Source organism: Rhodococcus sp. 06-235-1A (assembly GCF_002258785.1).
Taxonomy (GTDB): Bacteria; Actinomycetota; Actinomycetes; order Mycobacteriales; family Mycobacteriaceae; genus Rhodococcoides.
This window is the reverse complement of record NZ_NOYI01000009.1, coordinates 393,787-410,294: the sequence shown is the minus strand read 5'-3', so window position 1 is coordinate 410,294 and position 16,508 is coordinate 393,787. Positions and strand designations below refer to the sequence as shown.

Genomic DNA, 16,508 nt, shown 5'->3' with positions numbered 1-16,508 from the left:
TCAGTTGTCCTTGCTTGTGATCGGGGAGCCCGAGAGCCGAGCGACACCGCGGTACAGCGCCGAATGATCCAGTCCACCATCGCCGTTGGCACGGGCCGACGCCATCAGCTGCGCCAGCACTGCGCCCATCGGAATCACGACGCCCGCTTCCCGCGCTGCCGAGGTGACGATCCCGAGATCCTTGTGGTGCAGGTCGATGCGGAATCCCGGCTCGAACGAGCGGTCCAGCATCTTCTGCGCCTTCTGGTTCAGCACGGCCGAACCGGCGAGGCCGCCGCCGAGAACCTCGACCGACGCAGCGAGGTCGACACCGTAGGCCTCGAGGAACGCGATCGCCTCCGCCAGCACCTGAATGTTGCCGGCCACGATCAACTGGTTGGCCGCCTTGACCGTCTGCCCGGATCCGCTCGGACCCACGTGCACGACGGTCTTGCCGACGACGTCGAGAATCGGCTTGGCGGCGGCGAAGTCGTCCGGGCTGCCACCGACCATGATCGACAGAGTCGCGTTCTCGGCACCGGCCTGTCCACCGGAGACCGGGGCGTCGAGGATACGGAACCCGCGCGAGGACGCGTCGGCTGCCAAGGTGGCGGTGACGTCGGGACGGATGCTGGAGAAGTCGATTATCAACGCGTCGCGTCGGGCATTGTCGAACACCCCGCCTTCCCCGGCGAGAACGTCCTGGACATCGGGGGAGTCGGGGACCATGATCGCGACGATGTCGGCATCGTGGACGGCCTTGCCGATCGAGTCGGCAGCAGTGCCGCCGGCCTCGACGAGGGGTCCGGTGCGGTCGGGCGTCAGGTTGTAGCCGACCACCTGGTGGCCTGCCTTGGCGAGATGAACGGACATGGGGCTGCCCATGATTCCGAGGCCGATGAATGCGATGGTGCTCATATCAATCCCTACTTGGTAGTGGTGCCGGTGGAAAGAGCCAGCTGGAGCCAGTCGAACGTGTTCTCGCGGGTGGCCTTGTATTCGAGTCCGACGTAGCCGTCGTAACCCCGGGCTGCGAGACCGGTGAGCTGTCCGCCGAGATCGAGGCTGCCGGTTCCCGGCTCACCGCGGCCCGGGGAGTCGGCGATCTGCACGTGCCCGATCAGGTCGTGGTGTGCCTCAAGTGCTGCGGGAACGTCCTCTCCGTTGACGGCGAGGTGGTAGAGGTCGGCGAGCAGGCGCAGGTTGTGTACGTCCTGCTCACGGGCAACACGCCTGATGGTCGCGACGGCACCGGCAGCGGACTTCAGCGGGTATGCGGGTGCGCCGCTGACGGGTTCCACCAGCACGACGCCGCCGACCTTCGCTGCGGCTCGGCCCGCAGCGGCCAGGTTCTCGATGGCGACCTCGTCCTGATCCAGCGGATCCACACCGTCGATGCGGTTGCCGTACAAGGCGTTGAAGGCCCGGGTGCCCAGCTGCTCACCGATTCCGACGGTGACGTCGATGTTGTCTCGGAAGGCCTGCTTCTGCGCCGGATCGGACAGGATCCCGCGGTCCCCGGCGGGCATGTCTCCGGCCGCGAAGTTCAGGCCGGTCAGCTGCACGCCCGCATCGCGGACGGACGACACGAAGGCATCGACGTCGGCATCGGACGGGACCGGGTTCGAGAACGGCCACCAGAATTCCACGGCGTCGAACCCCGCGTCGCGAGCGCGCTGCGGGCGATCGAGCAGGGGCACATCGGTGAAGAGAATGGAACAGTTGACGGTGTACGTGAGTCGAGGGTCAGCAAAGGGGTTCATGCGCAGTGCCTTTCAGTTCTGAGGTTGCGGCAGTCCGCGGTAACGACGCCAGCTGCCGGCATAGGTGATGTCGGTCAGCTCGTCCGGTTGCGCGTCGAGCACACCGGGGCGGAGTCCGACCCCGAGGACGGAACGCCCGTCCTCGAGCGCAACCACGGTGAGCTCGAGCTCCGGCGGTTCGTCCGGGAGGAACGCCGTACGGATGTCGTCGAGCGGAATGTCGTACAGCTCGCCTTCGATGGCCGCACCGGCGGTGTGATCGAGCAACAGTGCCGGAAATTCGTCCCGTACTGAGAAGAACCGGTAGTTGGGGGTGGTGCGCACCGTGCCCACGAACGGGTGCGAGGAGACGTTGTGGTGCAGGGCACCGCCGCGCATGGCACCGCCGTTGCAGAAAAGCTCCGTCATGAAGAGGTTCCTTTCGGAGTCGAGCATACCGAGTGAAAGTCCGTAATGCGGAATAACTATTCCGTTGGATACACAGAGTGTGGCGTGCGCCACGTGATCCTGTCAAGACCCGGAGCGGGCCCGTGCACCCAATACCGCGCTGCTGCAACGCGAAAACGCTCTCTCACGGCGCGTACACATCGACCCTTGACACCGGTTGTGATCGGTGTCACGCTCCTCTGGTGGAATCAACATTTCGTAATGCGGAATCGGAAGTACATAGTCCCGACGCGACGACCGAATTGAACGAGGCCCCCGAGGCCGTAGCTGCTCGAATCCTGTCGCTCTGCCTGGACGTTCCCCGTTGGGTCGACGAGGTTCTACGGCACCGACCATTCGCCGACGACCGGGCCCTTCGCCGCGCCGTCGCCCACGCCGCCGCTCCTCTGACGGCCGACGAAGTACACCGAGCACTCGCAGTGCATCCCCGCATCGGCGAGCAGCCGAAGGGCGACGACGCCAGCGCACGCCATGCGAGCAACGAGCAATCCGGCGTGGACGTCTCGGACGAGAGCATCGAACAGCGGCTGCGAGCGGGGAACCTGGCTTACGAGAAGCGCTTCGGGCAGGTGTTCCTGATCAGGGCAGCCGGCCGTGATGCACATGAGGTTCTGAACGCGCTGGACAGCCGACTCGGCAACGACCCGCAGACCGAAGCGGCCGTCGTCGAGCACGAGCTGCGAGAGATCGCGGCACTGCGGGCAACGGGGAGCCTGGGCGAATGACGAGCCATGTCACCGCCCACGTACTCGATGCCGCGAGAGGCATTCCTGCACAGGGACTCTCGATCCTCTTGACCAATGCCCACGGCAATCCGGTTGCCGACGCAGTCACCGACGAACAGGGCCGCGTCTCGTCGCTCGGTCCGAGTGAACTGACGCCCGGGAACTACCGGCTCACCTTCGGCACCGGCGCGTACTTCGCCGCGCAGAACACCGAGTGTTTCCACCCCGAGGTGGTCGTCACCTTCGAGATCACCGCAACCGACCAGCACTATCACATCCCACTTCTGTTGAGCCCGTTCGCTTTCACCACCTATCGAGGGAGCTAGAACCCATGACCATCGTGCTCGGAGCAAACCAGTACGGCAAGGCCGAATGCAGACTCGTCCGCGTCGACCGCGAGACTCCCCGCCACCGGATCACCGACGTCAGCGTCACGTCTCAGCTGCGCGGAGATCTCGAGGCCGTCCACACCGAGGGCGACAATGCCCACGTCGTCGCCACCGACACCCAGAAGAACACCGTGTACGCCTTCGCCCGCGACGGCATCGGTGCCATCGAGAACTTCGCACTGCGTCTCGGCGCGCACTTCACCGACAGTTTCGACTGGATCACCGGCGGCCGTTGGGAAATCGAGCAGTACCAGTGGTCGCGTATCGCGAACGGCAAGGACGGATACGACCACTCGTTCGTCAAGTCGGGCGACGAGAAGCGCAACACGATCGTCACGGTCGACGGCGACGACGTGTCCATCGTCTCCGGAATCAGCGACCTCGTGGTGCTGAACTCCACTGCGTCGGAGTTCTGGGGCTACCCGAAGGACCGATACACCACGCTGAAAGAAACCACGGACCGCATTCTGGCCACGTCGGTCAGTGCCCGCTGGCGATACCTCACCACCGAGCTCGATTTCGACAAGACCTTCGACGACGTCCGTTCCATCATGCTCGACGCCTTCGCGTCCACTCACTCTCTTGCGTTGCAGCAGAGCCTGTTCCAAATGGGGAAGCAAGTACTCGAAGCGCACCCCGAGATCGGCGAGATCAAGTTCTCGATGCCCAACATCCATCACTTCCTCGTCGACCTCGAGCCGTTCGGACTCGACAACCCCGGTGAGGTCTTCTACGTCGCGGATCGACCCTACGGTCTGATCGAGGCCACGGTGGAACGCGACGATGCCCCGGACGCAGGCCGCGCCTGGGATACCGTGCCCGGATTCTGCTAGGAGCGAGCCGACATGAAGCTGACGAAACGCGCGTCGAACAAGACCCATGCGCCGAACGACCCCGCCCGTCCCGAAGACGAGCGGTTGTCGATCGGCAGGTCGTACGTCTACGGATTGCAGCACATCCTGACGATGTACGGCGGCGTCATCGCACCACCCCTGATCGTCGGCGGCGCAGCAGGATTGACCGGCACCGAGATCGCACTGCTGGTCTCGGCCGCGTTGTTCGTCAGTGGAGCGGCTACCTTGCTGCAGACCCTAGGAGTTCCCTACTTCGGGGCCAAGCTCCCTCTGGTACAGGGCATTTCGTTCGCCTCGGTGTCGACGATGGTGGCCATCGCGAGCGGCCAAGGCGGACTGAACTCGGTGTTCGGAGCCATCATCGCCGCCGGCGCCATCGGCATCCTCATCACCCCGTTCTTCAGCAAGATCGTTCGCTTCTTCCCACCGGTGGTGACCGGCACGATCATCACCGTCATCGGCATCTCGCTACTGCCCGTTGCGGTTCGGTGGGCGATGGGCGGTGATCAGCAGGCCGCCGATTGGGGTTCGATGTCCAACATCGGGCTCGCGGCATTCAGCCTCCTGGTGGTTCTGCTCGTCAGCCGGCTCGTGCAGGGCACCCTCTCGCGCCTGTCGATTCTCATCGGCATCGTCGTCGGCACGGTGTTCGCGGTCCTCGTGGGAAAGGCGGATTTCTCCGGTGTGAGCGACGGAGCCATCTTCAGCTTCCCCGAGCCGTTCGCGTTCGGAGCGCCGACGTTCCAGGTAGCGGCCATCATGTCGATGGTGGTCGTCATCCTGGTGATCATGACCGAGACCACCGCGGACATCCTGGCCGTCGGCGAGATCGTGGGCACCGACGTCGATGCCCGTCGGGTCGGCGACGGTCTGCGAGCAGACATGGTCGCCACCACCATCGCTCCCGTGTTCGGCACCTTCCCTGCCAGTGCGTTCGCACAGAACGTCGGACTCGTCGCCGTCACCGGGATCAAGAGTCGCTACGTCGTCGCAGCCGGCGGCTCGGTGCTGCTGTTCCTCGGACTCTTTCCCATCCTCGGGCTCGTCGTGGCATCGGTGCCGCTGCCGGTTCTCGGCGGTGCGGGCATCGTGCTGTTCGGCTCGGTGGCGGCCAGCGGCATCAGGACGCTGTCCAAGGTGGAGTTCGACGGCAATCTCAATCTCGTCATCGTGGCGGTGGCCATCGGGTTCGGTGTCATTCCGATCGCCGTACCGGGCTTCTACGCCGCGTTCCCCGACTGGGTGCACGTGGTCCTCGACTCGGGCATCAGTGCCGCGAGCATCGTCGCCGTCGTGCTGAACATCCTGTTCAACGTCGTCACGAAGGGTCAGAAGCCCTCGCCCTCGGTGGTGACCGCTGCACCTCCGGTGGCGACGCGACATCACCAGTAGAGTTCGTCGGGACGGGTACGACTACGACGGTGCGAGGTGGACTGTGGCGGCAGGTGGCGGTGTGCAGTCCGTGGAGCGCGCATTCGAGCTGCTCGACATCATGGCCGCGTCCGGCGGATCCATCGGAATCAGCGAACTGGCCGAGGGGACCGATCTGCCGATGCCGACGGTGCACCGTCTGATCGGAACCCTCGTCTCCCTCGGCTACGTTCGGCGGCTGCCGTCCCGCCGATACGCGTTGGGCACCAAGCTCATTCGATTGGGCGACAGTGCGTCGAAACTGATCGGCGGATGGGCCAAGCCCTACCTGGCCGAGCTGGTCCGCATCACGCACGAAACGTCGAACATGGCATTCCTCGAGGACGACATGGCGGTCTACGTCGCGCAGGTGCCGTCCGAACACGCGATGCGGATGTTCAACGAGGTCGGTCAGCGCGTGTTGCCGCATTCCACCGGTGTCGGCAAAGCATTGCTGTCGCAGTTGGACGACGACGCCGTCCGCGCGATCGTCGGCCGCCTCGGTATGGCCCCCCGCACCGTCAACACCATCACCACTCTGGACGCATTACTCGAAGATCTTGCGGTGATCCGCGAACGCGGCTACGCCATCGACGACGGTGAGCAGGAAGTGGGCGTGCGCTGCTTCGCCGTTCCGGTGCTCGGTGCCCCGACGCTCACCGCGATGTCGATTGCCGGGCCCACCGCCCGGGTCACGCTGGAGTCGGCCGAACAATTCGTACCCCTGCTGATCTCTGCCGCCGAGCGCCTGGCGAAGGACCTTGCGAGCAACAATCCAGCTCCCTAATCCTTCAACACCTTCGCATCACGCGCGAAAGCTGTGACCTCCTCGGTCAACCACACGTGCGCCGGAACTGCGCCGCCCAGTAGTTCGCGAGCCAACGACGGGGAATCCCCGATCGGCGCGTCGCTGCCGGCGATGATGATGTTGCCGTAGCGCCTGCCCTTGAGCATCGCCGGATCGGCGACGATCGCCAAGTGCGGAAAGACACTGCCGATGGTCGACGCCTCCTGCCTCGCGAGCGAGAGATCCCGACGGTCACCGCAGTTGACGACGTACATGCCGCCGGGTGCGAGGACGCGTCGAACATGGGCGGTGAACTCGGCGGTGAGCAGCGGGGCCGGAGTCACCGCTCCCGCGAACACATCTCGCACGATCAGGTCGCGACTGTTCTCGGTCAATGTCTCGGTGACCGCCCGAGCTTCACCGACTCGGATACGGAGCAACGGTGCCCGCGGCAGGTCGAACCATTCGCGAACCAGCTCCGACAATCTTCCGTCGAGCTCCACGACCACCTGACGCGCACCGGGGAATTCGGCAGTGAACGAGCGCGCCAGCGTGCACGCCCCGCCCCCGAGGTGCAGCGCGCGCAGCGGGAAGGTCGAATCCCACTGCGCACGAACCAGTCCCGAGATCCACCGCATGTACTCGAACTCGAGCACGGTGGGGTCGTTCATGTCGATGTGCGAGCTCGGAACGTCGTTGACGTTGACGACCCACCCGTCGTCCGAAAAGGTATCGCGCACCAATTCGCAGGTGCCCGAATCGATCTCGAACTTTCCGGGTTGCAGAGAGCCGGCCGGTGCCGATGCGCGCTTCCTACCCATTCGCGGGCCCCTCGAGCCGAAAGTCCTCGAAATCGAACCCGGGGGTGACGATGCAGCTCACCAGGCTCGGCTCCTCGCCCACCGGACGCGCCCGCTGCCACACCGACGGTGGCACGATCTGCTGCGGTGACTCCGGTGCGACCAGCAGTGAAGTCGCTGCCCCTGGCTGGGTCCCCGCACCGCCGAGGTCGAGCTGCACCGGACTTCCCCGGTGATACAGCCACATCTCGGTGCCGCGGACGGTGTGCCAGGCCGACTGCTGACCGGGCATGAGCAGGAACAGAATTGCCGTTCCGGCCGCACGCGGACCCGGGTATCCGTCGGGCAGAGACGACTGCGGGATGGTGATCTCACTGCGCCAGGTCTCGCGAAACCAACCACCCTCCGGGTGGGGCGCAAGGTCCAGGCTCAGGGCCCAGTCGGGCAACGATGTCATGCAGGCAAGCCTAGTCAGCCGAGATCTGAACCCGGAACCTGTTCCGTTCGGTGTGCAGGCTCCACAGCTGCTCGGCGAGAGCCTCGGGACTCTTCTTCGGATCGCTACCGTCGATGGCACCACCGATGATCAACTGCGACACCTGAATTCCCTCCGAGGCCAACTCCTCGTTGAGCAGCTGCGCGTACGCGGCCTGGCCTGCGAACGCGATGGACGTGCCGGTGACCGTACGACCGGGCTTCACTGCAGAGCCTCCGTTCACGAACAGGATCGTGCCTTTGTTCTTGCCGAGGAATCGCATTCCCGGGAGCACCTGATGCACGGCAGCAATGGGCCCGTAGATGGAGAACTCGACCGGACCGACCATGTCGGCCGGGGTGGTCTCGAGCACCGGCCGCATGAAGTCCTTCTGCGGGAGCGGGCTGTACTGCAACACCTCGATGGGTCCGAGCGTTTCGGTGACCTGTTCCAAGGCCGCGGCGATCGAGGCCGGGTCGCGCACATCGGCGGCGAAGCCCTTCGCGGATACACCGTCGGCCACCAGCTGATCAGCGAGCGAGTCGACACGGGACTGGTTGCGGGAGATGAGGCCGACCGAGAAGCCCTGCGCGCCGAACTTGCGCGCCACTGCTGCTCCGAGACCTGCACCTGCTCCGACTATTGCTATGGACGTCATGTCGAATGCAAGGACCGACGATCCTCGACTATTCCGCCGACCGCCTCGAGCAGGGCCTCCGCACTCCGATGCAGCGGCGTGACATCCCCTGTCCAGCCGAGCACGCGCAGGGCGGCTTCGGCGATCCCGGCGGCATCGGCTGTGGGGTCGCGGCGTCCGTTCTCACGATCGGCCCGCGCGTTCACCACGGTCTCCACCAGGCGAAACGGCAGGTCCTCCGTGCCCGGTCGGCGCTGGGAGCCCAGTTGAACCAGCGTGTCCGACGCGATGGCCGCGTACAGGCCCATCAGCGTGTACCGATGGTCACGAAAAGTCTCGAAACGCTCGCTGCGCAACTCGGGCAGCAGGTACAACGCGCCCAGATTCCAGGTGGACGCGCCGAGTTGCCCGGCGTCGAAGTACGCCAGTGCGTACATCTGGGTCGCGGCGTCGACCGACGAGTCACGGATGCGCTGGGCGACGGCGAGCGGAGCGTCGACGGTTCCGCTGAGCAGTGCGTCGAGGATGTCGTCCTTGGTCGCGAAGTGGTGATAGAGCGAGGCCTGACGCAATCCGACGGCCTCGGCGATCACACGCGTGGAGGTGTTGGTGAAGCCGCGAGTGGTGAACAGCTCGGCCGAGGCGTCGAGTATCTCCTCGCGAGCGGTGTCTCCGGGCCGCTTCTTCGTGCTCAGCCTCGGTCTGCCTGCGCCGGTCATGGGCCCATCTTGTCAGGTCGATATGACGGTGAGATTTCTGTCATCTGATCGAAATAGACGAAACGAGCTTGTTTCACGACGGTCACCGCCCGGGAACGGCGGCGCCGAAAACTATCAACTGACAGAAACCCGCCTCGGCGATGCAGCGGGGTCACTCATCCACCCACCTCGCCCGTAGGAGATCACATGAGCTCGACCACACTGCCCGCGTCGGGTCAGGGGTCCGAATCACCCGCCACCTCGGATCATTCGGATCTGGCCGCCCTGGGTTACGACCAGCAGCTGCATCGCAGCCTCGGTAAGTACGCGTCCTTCGCAGCCGGCTTCTCGTTCGTCTCGATCCTCACCACCATCTTCCAGCTCTTCGGCCTCGGCTTCAGCTTCGGCGGCCCGGCCTTCTTCCTCACCTGGCCGCTGGTATTCCTCGGGCAGTTCATGGTGGCCCTGAACTTCGCCGAACTCGCTGCCCGCTATCCCATCTCGGGTGCCATTTACCACTGGTCACGCCGCATGGGCGGTGAACTGGTCGGGTGGTTCGCCGGATGGTTCATGATCATCGCGCAGATCGTCACAGCCTCCGCCGCCGCCATCGCCCTGCAGGTCGTACTCCCCAGCATCTGGGGAGGATTCCAGGTGATCGGCGAGGACACCGCGCTCACCTCACCGAGCGGTGCCGCCAATGCCGTTGTGCTGGGATCGATTCTGCTGGTGCTCACCACCACCATCAACTGCATCGGCGTGAACTGGATGTCGCGGATCAACAGCATCGGCGTCACCTGTGAGATCGTCGGAGTCATCGCCCTCGTGCTGGTGTTCTTCACCCACGCCGAGCGTGGACCGCAGGTGGTCTTCGATACCGGAAGTGCAGGAGCCGATCCCGGCTACATCGGCGCATGGATAGTCTCGGGCCTGATGGCCGCCTACGTCATGGTCGGCTTCGGTTCGGCGGGTGAACTCGCCGAGGAAACCCGCAATCCCCGACGCGTCGCCCCGCGCACCATCCGCCTCGCCCTGTCTGCATCGGCACTCGGCGGTGGACTGATGATCGTCGGCGCACTGATGGCGGCACCGAGCCTGACCGACGGTCAGCTTGCGACGCAGGGACTTCCGTATGTCATCGACTCGATCCTCACCTCGCCATGGGGCAAGGTCCTGCTGATCGACGTTGCCATCGCCGTGTTCATCTGCACCCTCGCCATCCAGACCGCGGCCTCCCGGCTGATGTTCTCCATGGCTCGCGACGGTCGACTGCCCGCATCCACCGTGCTGGCGAAGGTCAACTCGCGCACCGGAACTCCCATCGCACCGTCGGTGCTGATCGGCCTCGCCTGCATCGCGATCCTGGCGGTCAATGTCGGTAACTCCGCAATCTTCACCACGCTGTCGAGCGTCTGTATCGTGCTGATCTACCTCGCCTACATGATGGTGACCGTCCCGCTGCTGGTCCAGCGACTCAAAGGCTGGCCACACGACGGAGTACAGAAAGACGCCGACGGCGAGAAGCTCTTCACCCTCGGCCGCCTCGGCCTGCCGGTCAACATCGCCGCGGTTCTCTACGGCGGCCTGATGGTGATCAACCTGTCGTGGCCGCGAGCCGAGATCTTCGACCCCACCGGCGAATTCCCACTGCTGCGCTGGGCCGCACCGTTGACCGTCCTCGCCGTGATCGTCGTGGGTATCGCCTGCCTGCCCCACGGCAAAGCCCACCCCAAGCCCGTCACGATCGGAGCCTGAACCACCATGAGCACCGCAACAACGTATTCCGCCAAGGAACACGCACGGTCCCAGGCGACCGTCGCGCCCGCACCCACAGCACCGGAGGGCATCTCGGAACTCACCTGGGCCGAATCGGTGCCCGGCGGAAGCTACACCACCAAGGTCCTCGCCCGCGGAACCCGCCTGCGACTCGTCGACGTCGACGGTGCTGCCTGCGCCAATCTGCTGCTCTACCGCGTCGACGCACCGTGGGAACGGCTCAACACCGCCGACACCGTCAAGGTGCCGTGGCAGGCGTACCTGAGCGCCGGCCATCCCCTGCTCTCGGACCAGGGCCGCGTGCTGGCGACCATTGCCGACGACACCTCCGGTCACCACGACGCACTCTGCGGCACAACGTCCTCGGCGACCAACACCGCCAAATACGGAGTGAGCGGACCACATTCGTCGGCTCCGGCAGGGCGTGAACTGTTCACCCTCGCCGCGGCCAAGCACGGACTCGAACCGCGGGACGTGGCACCGTCACTGTCGTTCTTCCATGGCGTCACCGTCACAGCGGACGGCAGCCTCGTCAGTACCGGCTCGGCCGGACCGGGCCGGTCGGTGGATCTGCTCATCCACCTGCCGGTGATCGTGTTGCTCGCCAACACCGCTCACCCACTGGACCCGAGCCCAGAATATCCCACGACGACGCTCGACGTACTGGCCTGGCGAGCCCCCGAACAGCTACTCGCCCTCGACAACACCGAGCCCGAATACCTGCGCGCAGTGCAGAACACCGAGATCGCATGGAAGGCAGCGCAATGACCACCAGCACCCTCGAGACCACGATCGTGCGCGACGAGATCGCTCCCGCGTTCGGCCCCTGGTCGGCCGTCGTCGAAGCCGGTGACGTCCTGACCATCGTCGACCTCTACGGCAATCAGGCCGTCGACACTCTGCTGTACAGCGCACACGACCACTCGCTCCGGTACTCCGCCGCCGCGACGGTCACCGCGCAACAGAACTTGTTCCTCACCACCGGAACCGTTCTGCGCAGCGATGATTCGACACCACTGATGACGATCATCGAGGACGAGGTCGGTAACCACGACACCGTCGGTGGTGCCTGCTCCAAGGAATCGAACACTCTGCGCTACGGCCACCACACCCAGCACCAGCACGCGTGCGTCGAGAACTTTCTCATCGAGGGCTCGAAGTGGGGACTCGGCAAGCGAGACCTGGCACCGAACATCAACTTCTTCATGAACGTCCCCGTCGACGCCGACGGCACCCTCGGCATCGTCGACGGTCTGTCGGCTCCCGGCAAGAAGCTCTCGCTCCGTGCCGAGATCGACACGCTGGTGTTGGTCTCGAACTGCCCGCAGATCAACAACCCCTGCAACGGATTCGATCCCACCGCAGTGCAGATGATCGTGACGCGAGAGTCGGCTCGAGTATGAACGCGACCAAGATGACCGTCCAGCGGCCCGGAATGCTCACCACGGTGCAGGACTGGCCGGGACGCGTCGGCTACTGGAAAGTGGGCGTGCCGCCGTCTGGCCCGATGGACGACCTGTCCTTTCGGCTCGGCAACACCGCGCTCGGCAACCCCGAGGGTGCACCGGGACTCGAATCGACCATGGCCGGACCGGCACTGACGTTCGATGCCGATACCTACGTCTGCGTCACCGGTGCCGCGGTACCGGTGCGCATCGACGGACGAGCGGCCGCGCAGTGGAAACCGGTACTGGTGCCCGCCGGTGCAACCCTCGATGTAGGCACCACCATCGGATCCGGGCTACGGGTCTACGTGCTGATCCAGGGTGGCCTCGATGTCGACGATTACCTCGGCAGCGCAGCAACATTCACGCTCGGCAAGTTCGGTGGCCATCGCGGCGGCGTGCTCGGTGACGGCGACGTCATCGGCCTGGCTGGCCGCTCCGACAACTCGGCCGTCCTCGGTCCGATCCCGATGGAGCACCTGCCGGTGCTGACGTCCACCTGGGACATCGCCGTCACAGAGGGTCCGCACGGCGCACCGGAGTTCTTCACTCGCGACGACATCGACACCCTCTACGCCACCCGCTACGAGGTGCACTTCAACTCCGATCGCACCGGAGTCCGGCTGATCGGCCCCAAGCCGCAATGGGCTCGTCTCGACGGCGGCGAGGCCGGACTGCACCCGTCCAACATCCACGACAACGCCTACAGCGTCGGCGCGTTGGACTTCACCGGTGACACCCCGATCCTGCTCGGCCCCGACGGTCCCAGTCTCGGCGGATTCGTCTGTCCCGTCACCGTTGTCGCGGCCGAACGCTGGAAGCTCGGCCAACTTCGTCCCGGAGACACCATCCGATTCGTTCCGGTCCGGGCTGCGGCCACCGCGCCGTTGGGATCGCTCGGCCTCGCCCGGCGCGCATCACTGCCCGCAGTGTTCTCCGCAGGCGGCGACGGCGACGACGGCGTCATCGCTCGGCGCGATGCCGATACGTGCGTCACCTACCGTCGGTCGGGCGACGACAACGTGCTCGTCGAGTACGGCGACATGAAGCTCGACCTCACCCTGCGAGCCCGAGTGCACGCCCTGCACCAGCGGATCGAGGGCATCGCGCCCAGGGGCCTGTTGGACCTGACACCGGGAATCCGCTCGCTGCAGGTGAAGGTGAATCCCGATGTGCTGTCGATCGATTCGTTGATGGGACTTCTCGCCGAGGTCGAGGACGATCTTCCGGCGGCCTCGGAACTCGTGGTGCCCAGCCGCCAGGTTCGGCTTCCGCTCTCGTGGGACGATCCGTCGACCAGGGAAGCGATCCAGCGATACATGCACGGTGTGCGCGCCGACGCCCCGTGGTGTCCGTGGAACATCGAGTTCATCAGGCGGATGAACGGACTCGATTCCGTGGCAGACGTTTTCGACACAGTGTTCGCCGCCGACTACATGGTGCTCGGACTCGGTGACGTGTACCTGGGCGCTCCGGTGGCGACTCCCCTCGACCCACGACACCGTCTGGTGACGACGAAGTACAACCCGGCACGCACGTGGACGCCTGAAAATGCCGTCGGTATCGGCGGAGCGTACCTGTGCATCTACGGCATGGAAGGCCCCGGCGGATACCAGTTCGTCGGCCGAACCACACAGGTGTGGAACCACAGTGCCGCGTACAGCGGCGGGCCGTTCGAGGAAGGAACTCCGTGGCTGTTGCGGTTCTTCGACCGAATCTCCTGGTACTCGGTCGAACCCGAGGAATTGATGGATCTGCGAGCCGATCTGGCGGCCGGACGCGGTGGCGGCGTCGACATCACCGACGGTGAGTTCTCCCTCGCCGAGCACGAGAGCTTCCTCGAGACCAACGCGGACTCCATCGCAGAATTCCGCGCGACGCAGGCCGTGACCTTCGGAGCCGAACGAGATGCGTGGTCTGCAGCAGGCGAATTCGACACGACGAAAGGCAGAACCGATGCGGCCTGAGGTACGCGAACGAGTTCTTCGGGCGTACAAGCGAATCGCCGAGGTGGACCGCCCCGAGGTCTGGATCACCCTGCGCGATGAGGACGACGTGCTGGCCGAGGCCACGGCTCTCGAACGCGCCCTGGAGGCAGGCGCAGATCTGCCGCTCGCCGGAGTACTGGTCGCGGTCAAGGACAACATCGACGTCGCCGGCCTGCCCACCACCGCGGCCTGCCCCGAGTTCGCCTATGCGCCGACAGAATCCGCCACTGCCGTCGAGCGCCTGACGAGCCAGGGCGCACTGTTGCTCGGCAAGACCAATCTCGACCAGTTCGCCACCGGACTGGTCGGCACCCGCAGCCCCTACGGTGCGGTGCGCTGTGCCTGGGATCCGGAACTGATCTCGGGAGGGTCGAGTTCTGGCTCCGCCGTCGCGGTTGCGCTGGGCATCGTGGACATCGGAATCGGCACCGACACAGCAGGATCCGGCCGTGTACCGGCAGCCTTCCACGGGCTGGTGGGCATCAAGGCGTCATTGGGTATCGTTCCGAACACCGGCGTGGTTCCCGCGTGCGCCGACTACGACTGTGTCACCGTCCTCGCGCGCGATCTCGCCAGTGCCACGGCAGCAATGAAAGTCATGACCGGCCCTACGGCAACCGATCCACGGAGCCGAGCGTGGCCCACCGACGTGCGGTTGGCCGCATCCCCGCAACCCCGTGTCGCCGTCCCTCGCGGTGAGGATCTGACGTCGTTGAGTCCGGCGTACCGTCGGGCCTTCGAAGAGACGGTCGCAGGCCTTGCCGAGAAGGGCTTCACCCACGTCGAAGTCGACATCTCGGGGCTGCTCGACGCGGCGAAGCTACTCTACGACGGAGCCATTGTGGCACAGCGCTATTCGGCTGTCGGGGAGTTCCTCGACACCGCGCCTGCCGGGGCCGATCCCACCGTGGCCGCGATCGTCGGATCGGCGGCGGAGCCGTCCGCCCACCGGTACGTGGACGATCTCGCCGCTCTCGCCGAAGCCGAGACTGCGGCCCGCGCACTGCTGAACGGGTTCGACGGTCTACTGCTGCCCACCACCACCGAGCATCCGAGCATTGCTGCGGTGCAGTCGGATCCGGTCGGCATCAACCGCCGCCTGGGCACGTTCACCAACTTCTGCAATCTGCTCGACATGGCAGCGGTGGCGGTTCCCGGCACCCCGACGTCGGACGGCAGTCCGTTCGGAGTCATGTTCGTCGTCCCCGCGTTCGAGGACCAGATCGCGATCGACCTCGCTGCACAGCTGAGCGGAGTCCCGTCTCCGTCGCTGATCGACGACGGTATCGAGGTATTGGCGGTCGGAGCGCATCTGCGCGGTTTTCCGGTGCACCACCAATTGACCGAACGCGGCGCACGGTTCAGCGGGGAGGTGACCACATCTGCGGACTATCGACTGGTGGATCTGCACACCACCCCGCCCAAGCCCGGGCTGGTGCGGCGGGAAGGGGACGGCGCACCCATTGCCGGAGAGCTCTATCGCATGTCCGCGGCCGCGCTCGGCACCTTCCTGGCGGGGTTGCCTGCGCCGATGGGGCTGGGGCCGGTCGAACTGTCGGACGGACGTTGGGTCACCGGGTTCTGCTGCGCACACGATGCGGCCGAGAAGGGAACCGACATCACCGAATTCGGCGGCTGGCGCGCATACATGGCTCACGCCGGGACCGGTCGGCCGCCATCGGTGGCGACACGCACCGCCAGTAGCCCGAGCACGGTGCCCATGAGGTAGCGCTGCATCTTCAGCCATGTCGGCCGGACTGCGAGGAATCGAGCGATCGACCCGGCCAGCACCACGATCACCAGGTTGACCGCCACCGCCACCGCGATCTGCACGCTGCCGAGCGTGAATCCCTGCAGCAGCAGGTGACCGGCCGCGGGATCGACGAACTGCGGGATGACCGAGATGTACATGATCGCGATCTTCGGGTTCAGCAGGTTGGTCACCAAACCCATGGTGAACAGCCGCCCCGTCGAATCCTGTTGCAGCTCGGTCGGTTCGAATGCCGACACGGTGCCCCGCAGCGCCTGCACCGCCAACCAGGCGAGGTAGGCGGCACCGGCGAGCTTGACCGCGGTGTACAGCGCAGGCACGGCCGTGAACACCGCGGCCAAGCCGAGATTGGTGGCCGTCAGATAGATCAGGAACCCGACCGCGACGCCGGCCAGCGACACCAGTCCCGCCCGCCTCCCTTGCGAGATGCTGCGCGAGACAAGGTAGATCATGTTGGGACCCGGCGTCAGAACCAACGCCAGCGCCACCGCGAACACCCCGAGAACAGCGGAATACGAGACCATGCGGTCAAGACTTCACGTCGACCGACCCGCACGAGAAGAG

General features: G+C 65.5%; 18 protein-coding genes. 10 read left to right on the top strand and 8 right to left on the bottom strand.

Annotation, left to right across the window (positions count from 1 at the left end; all coding sequences use genetic code 11):
- From CH275_RS08795 to CH275_RS08785, 3 genes are read right to left on the bottom strand one after another with little or no spacing between them, the layout of a single operon-like run.
- Positions 1-897: a 2-hydroxy-3-oxopropionate reductase gene (locus CH275_RS08795; protein ID WP_094677081.1), complete on the bottom strand. Its 897-nt coding sequence runs from the start codon at positions 895-897 to the stop codon at positions 1-3.
- Positions 898-905: 8 nt separating this feature from the next.
- Positions 906-1,742, bottom strand: a complete 837-nt coding sequence (locus tag CH275_RS08790; RefSeq protein ID WP_094677079.1) for a hydroxypyruvate isomerase family protein — start codon at positions 1,740-1,742, stop codon at positions 906-908.
- A gap of 12 nt (positions 1,743-1,754) precedes the next feature.
- Positions 1,755-2,150, bottom strand: a complete 396-nt coding sequence (locus CH275_RS08785) for an allophanate hydrolase-related protein (protein WP_094677375.1) — start codon at positions 2,148-2,150, stop codon at positions 1,755-1,757.
- Between the two features lie 221 nt (positions 2,151-2,371).
- On the opposite strand from CH275_RS08785, the gene uraD reads away from it, so the two are divergent.
- The 5 genes from uraD to CH275_RS08760 are packed head-to-tail and all read left to right on the top strand — an operon-like array spanning position 2,372 to position 6,354.
- A complete protein-coding gene (uraD, locus tag CH275_RS08780; protein ID WP_256990926.1) occupies positions 2,372-2,914 on the top strand; it encodes a 2-oxo-4-hydroxy-4-carboxy-5-ureidoimidazoline decarboxylase in 543 nt (180 codons plus the stop codon).
- A complete protein-coding gene (gene uraH, locus CH275_RS08775) occupies positions 2,911-3,240 on the top strand; it encodes a hydroxyisourate hydrolase (RefSeq protein ID WP_094677077.1) in 330 nt (109 codons plus the stop codon). Before uraD ends, uraH begins: the two co-directional genes overlap by 4 nt.
- 5 nt (positions 3,241-3,245) lie before the next feature.
- A complete protein-coding gene (gene pucL, locus CH275_RS08770) occupies positions 3,246-4,136 on the top strand; it encodes a factor-independent urate hydroxylase (RefSeq protein WP_094677075.1) in 891 nt (296 codons plus the stop codon).
- Between the two features lie 12 nt (positions 4,137-4,148).
- Positions 4,149-5,549, top strand: a complete 1,401-nt coding sequence (locus tag CH275_RS08765; RefSeq protein ID WP_094677073.1) for a nucleobase:cation symporter-2 family protein — start codon at positions 4,149-4,151, stop codon at positions 5,547-5,549.
- A 43-nt stretch (positions 5,550-5,592) separates the two neighbouring features.
- Positions 5,593-6,354: an IclR family transcriptional regulator gene (locus tag CH275_RS08760; protein WP_094677071.1), complete on the top strand. Its 762-nt coding sequence runs from the start codon at positions 5,593-5,595 to the stop codon at positions 6,352-6,354.
- Here CH275_RS08760 and CH275_RS08755 read toward each other — a convergent pair.
- Genes CH275_RS08755 through CH275_RS08740 form a run of 4 tightly spaced genes read right to left on the bottom strand, consistent with a single transcriptional unit; the run spans position 6,351 to position 8,985 of the window.
- Positions 6,351-7,175 (bottom strand): spermidine synthase, encoded by an 825-nt coding sequence (locus CH275_RS08755; protein WP_094677069.1) that lies wholly within the window; start codon positions 7,173-7,175, stop codon positions 6,351-6,353. The genes CH275_RS08760 and CH275_RS08755 overlap by 4 nt on opposite strands.
- On the bottom strand, positions 7,168-7,611 hold the full coding sequence (locus CH275_RS08750; RefSeq protein WP_094677067.1) for a cupin domain-containing protein: 444 nt from the start codon (positions 7,609-7,611) through the stop codon (positions 7,168-7,170). Before CH275_RS08750 ends, CH275_RS08755 begins: the two co-directional genes overlap by 8 nt.
- A 10-nt stretch (positions 7,612-7,621) precedes the next feature.
- Entirely contained in the window at positions 7,622-8,287 is a 666-nt protein-coding gene (locus CH275_RS08745; protein WP_094677065.1) for an SDR family NAD(P)-dependent oxidoreductase, read from the bottom strand.
- On the bottom strand, positions 8,284-8,985 hold the full coding sequence (locus tag CH275_RS08740) for a TetR/AcrR family transcriptional regulator (protein ID WP_094677063.1): 702 nt from the start codon (positions 8,983-8,985) through the stop codon (positions 8,284-8,286). Before CH275_RS08740 ends, CH275_RS08745 begins: the two co-directional genes overlap by 4 nt.
- Positions 8,986-9,171: 186 nt before the next feature.
- Here CH275_RS08740 and CH275_RS08735 point away from each other — a divergent pair, with 186 nt between their 5' ends.
- Genes CH275_RS08735 through atzF form a run of 5 tightly spaced genes read left to right on the top strand, consistent with a single transcriptional unit; the run spans position 9,172 to position 15,902 of the window.
- Positions 9,172-10,719 carry an amino acid permease gene (locus CH275_RS08735; RefSeq protein WP_094677061.1) on the top strand — a complete coding sequence of 516 codons (1,548 nt, stop codon included), beginning with the start codon at positions 9,172-9,174 and terminating at the stop codon, positions 10,717-10,719.
- A 6-nt stretch (positions 10,720-10,725) separates the two neighbouring features.
- Positions 10,726-11,508 (top strand): urea amidolyase associated protein UAAP1, encoded by a 783-nt coding sequence (locus CH275_RS08730; RefSeq protein ID WP_094677059.1) that lies wholly within the window; start codon positions 10,726-10,728, stop codon positions 11,506-11,508.
- Entirely contained in the window at positions 11,505-12,143 is a 639-nt protein-coding gene (locus tag CH275_RS08725) for an urea amidolyase associated protein UAAP2 (protein ID WP_094677057.1), read from the top strand. Before CH275_RS08730 ends, CH275_RS08725 begins: the two co-directional genes overlap by 4 nt.
- Entirely contained in the window at positions 12,140-14,152 is a 2,013-nt protein-coding gene (locus CH275_RS08720) for a 5-oxoprolinase/urea amidolyase family protein (RefSeq protein WP_094677055.1), read from the top strand. The genes CH275_RS08725 and CH275_RS08720 overlap by 4 nt, the downstream gene beginning before the upstream one ends.
- The gene (atzF, locus tag CH275_RS08715) at positions 14,142-15,902 is read left to right on the top strand and encodes an allophanate hydrolase (protein ID WP_094677053.1); all 1,761 of its coding nucleotides are present in this window, start codon (positions 14,142-14,144) and stop codon (positions 15,900-15,902) included. The genes CH275_RS08720 and atzF overlap by 11 nt, the downstream gene beginning before the upstream one ends.
- Here the strand turns inward: atzF and CH275_RS08710 are convergent.
- The gene (locus CH275_RS08710) at positions 15,827-16,468 is read right to left on the bottom strand and encodes a LysE family translocator (RefSeq protein ID WP_094677051.1); all 642 of its coding nucleotides are present in this window, start codon (positions 16,466-16,468) and stop codon (positions 15,827-15,829) included. The two genes, atzF and CH275_RS08710, sit on opposite strands and share 76 nt — an antisense overlap.
- Positions 16,469-16,508 lie beyond the last annotated feature (40 nt).

Excerpts from the sequence above, each read along its gene's own strand:
- CH275_RS08750 (WP_094677067.1), bottom strand. The coding sequence starts at position 7,611 with ATGACATCGTTGCCCGACTGGGCCCTGAGCCTGGACCTTGCGCCCCAC.
- CH275_RS08745 (WP_094677065.1), bottom strand. The coding sequence starts at position 8,287 with ATGACGTCCATAGCAATAGTCGGAGCAGGTGCAGGTCTCGGAGCAGCA.
- CH275_RS08790 (WP_094677079.1), bottom strand. The coding sequence starts at position 1,742 with ATGAACCCCTTTGCTGACCCTCGACTCACGTACACCGTCAACTGTTCC.
- CH275_RS08755 (WP_094677069.1), bottom strand. The coding sequence starts at position 7,175 with ATGGGTAGGAAGCGCGCATCGGCACCGGCCGGCTCTCTGCAACCCGGA.
- atzF (WP_094677053.1), top strand. The coding sequence starts at position 14,142 with ATGCGGCCTGAGGTACGCGAACGAGTTCTTCGGGCGTACAAGCGAATC.
- CH275_RS08765 (WP_094677073.1), top strand. The coding sequence starts at position 4,149 with ATGAAGCTGACGAAACGCGCGTCGAACAAGACCCATGCGCCGAACGAC.
- pucL (WP_094677075.1), top strand. The coding sequence starts at position 3,246 with ATGACCATCGTGCTCGGAGCAAACCAGTACGGCAAGGCCGAATGCAGA.
- CH275_RS08730 (WP_094677059.1), top strand. The coding sequence starts at position 10,726 with ATGAGCACCGCAACAACGTATTCCGCCAAGGAACACGCACGGTCCCAG.
- CH275_RS08785 (WP_094677375.1), bottom strand. The coding sequence starts at position 2,150 with ATGACGGAGCTTTTCTGCAACGGCGGTGCCATGCGCGGCGGTGCCCTG.
- CH275_RS08795 (WP_094677081.1), bottom strand. The coding sequence starts at position 897 with ATGAGCACCATCGCATTCATCGGCCTCGGAATCATGGGCAGCCCCATG.
- CH275_RS08740 (WP_094677063.1), bottom strand. The coding sequence starts at position 8,985 with ATGACCGGCGCAGGCAGACCGAGGCTGAGCACGAAGAAGCGGCCCGGA.
- CH275_RS08720 (WP_094677055.1), top strand. The coding sequence starts at position 12,140 with ATGAACGCGACCAAGATGACCGTCCAGCGGCCCGGAATGCTCACCACG.
- CH275_RS08735 (WP_094677061.1), top strand. The coding sequence starts at position 9,172 with ATGAGCTCGACCACACTGCCCGCGTCGGGTCAGGGGTCCGAATCACCC.
- CH275_RS08725 (WP_094677057.1), top strand. The coding sequence starts at position 11,505 with ATGACCACCAGCACCCTCGAGACCACGATCGTGCGCGACGAGATCGCT.
- uraH (WP_094677077.1), top strand. The coding sequence starts at position 2,911 with ATGACGAGCCATGTCACCGCCCACGTACTCGATGCCGCGAGAGGCATT.
- CH275_RS08710 (WP_094677051.1), bottom strand. The coding sequence starts at position 16,468 with ATGGTCTCGTATTCCGCTGTTCTCGGGGTGTTCGCGGTGGCGCTGGCG.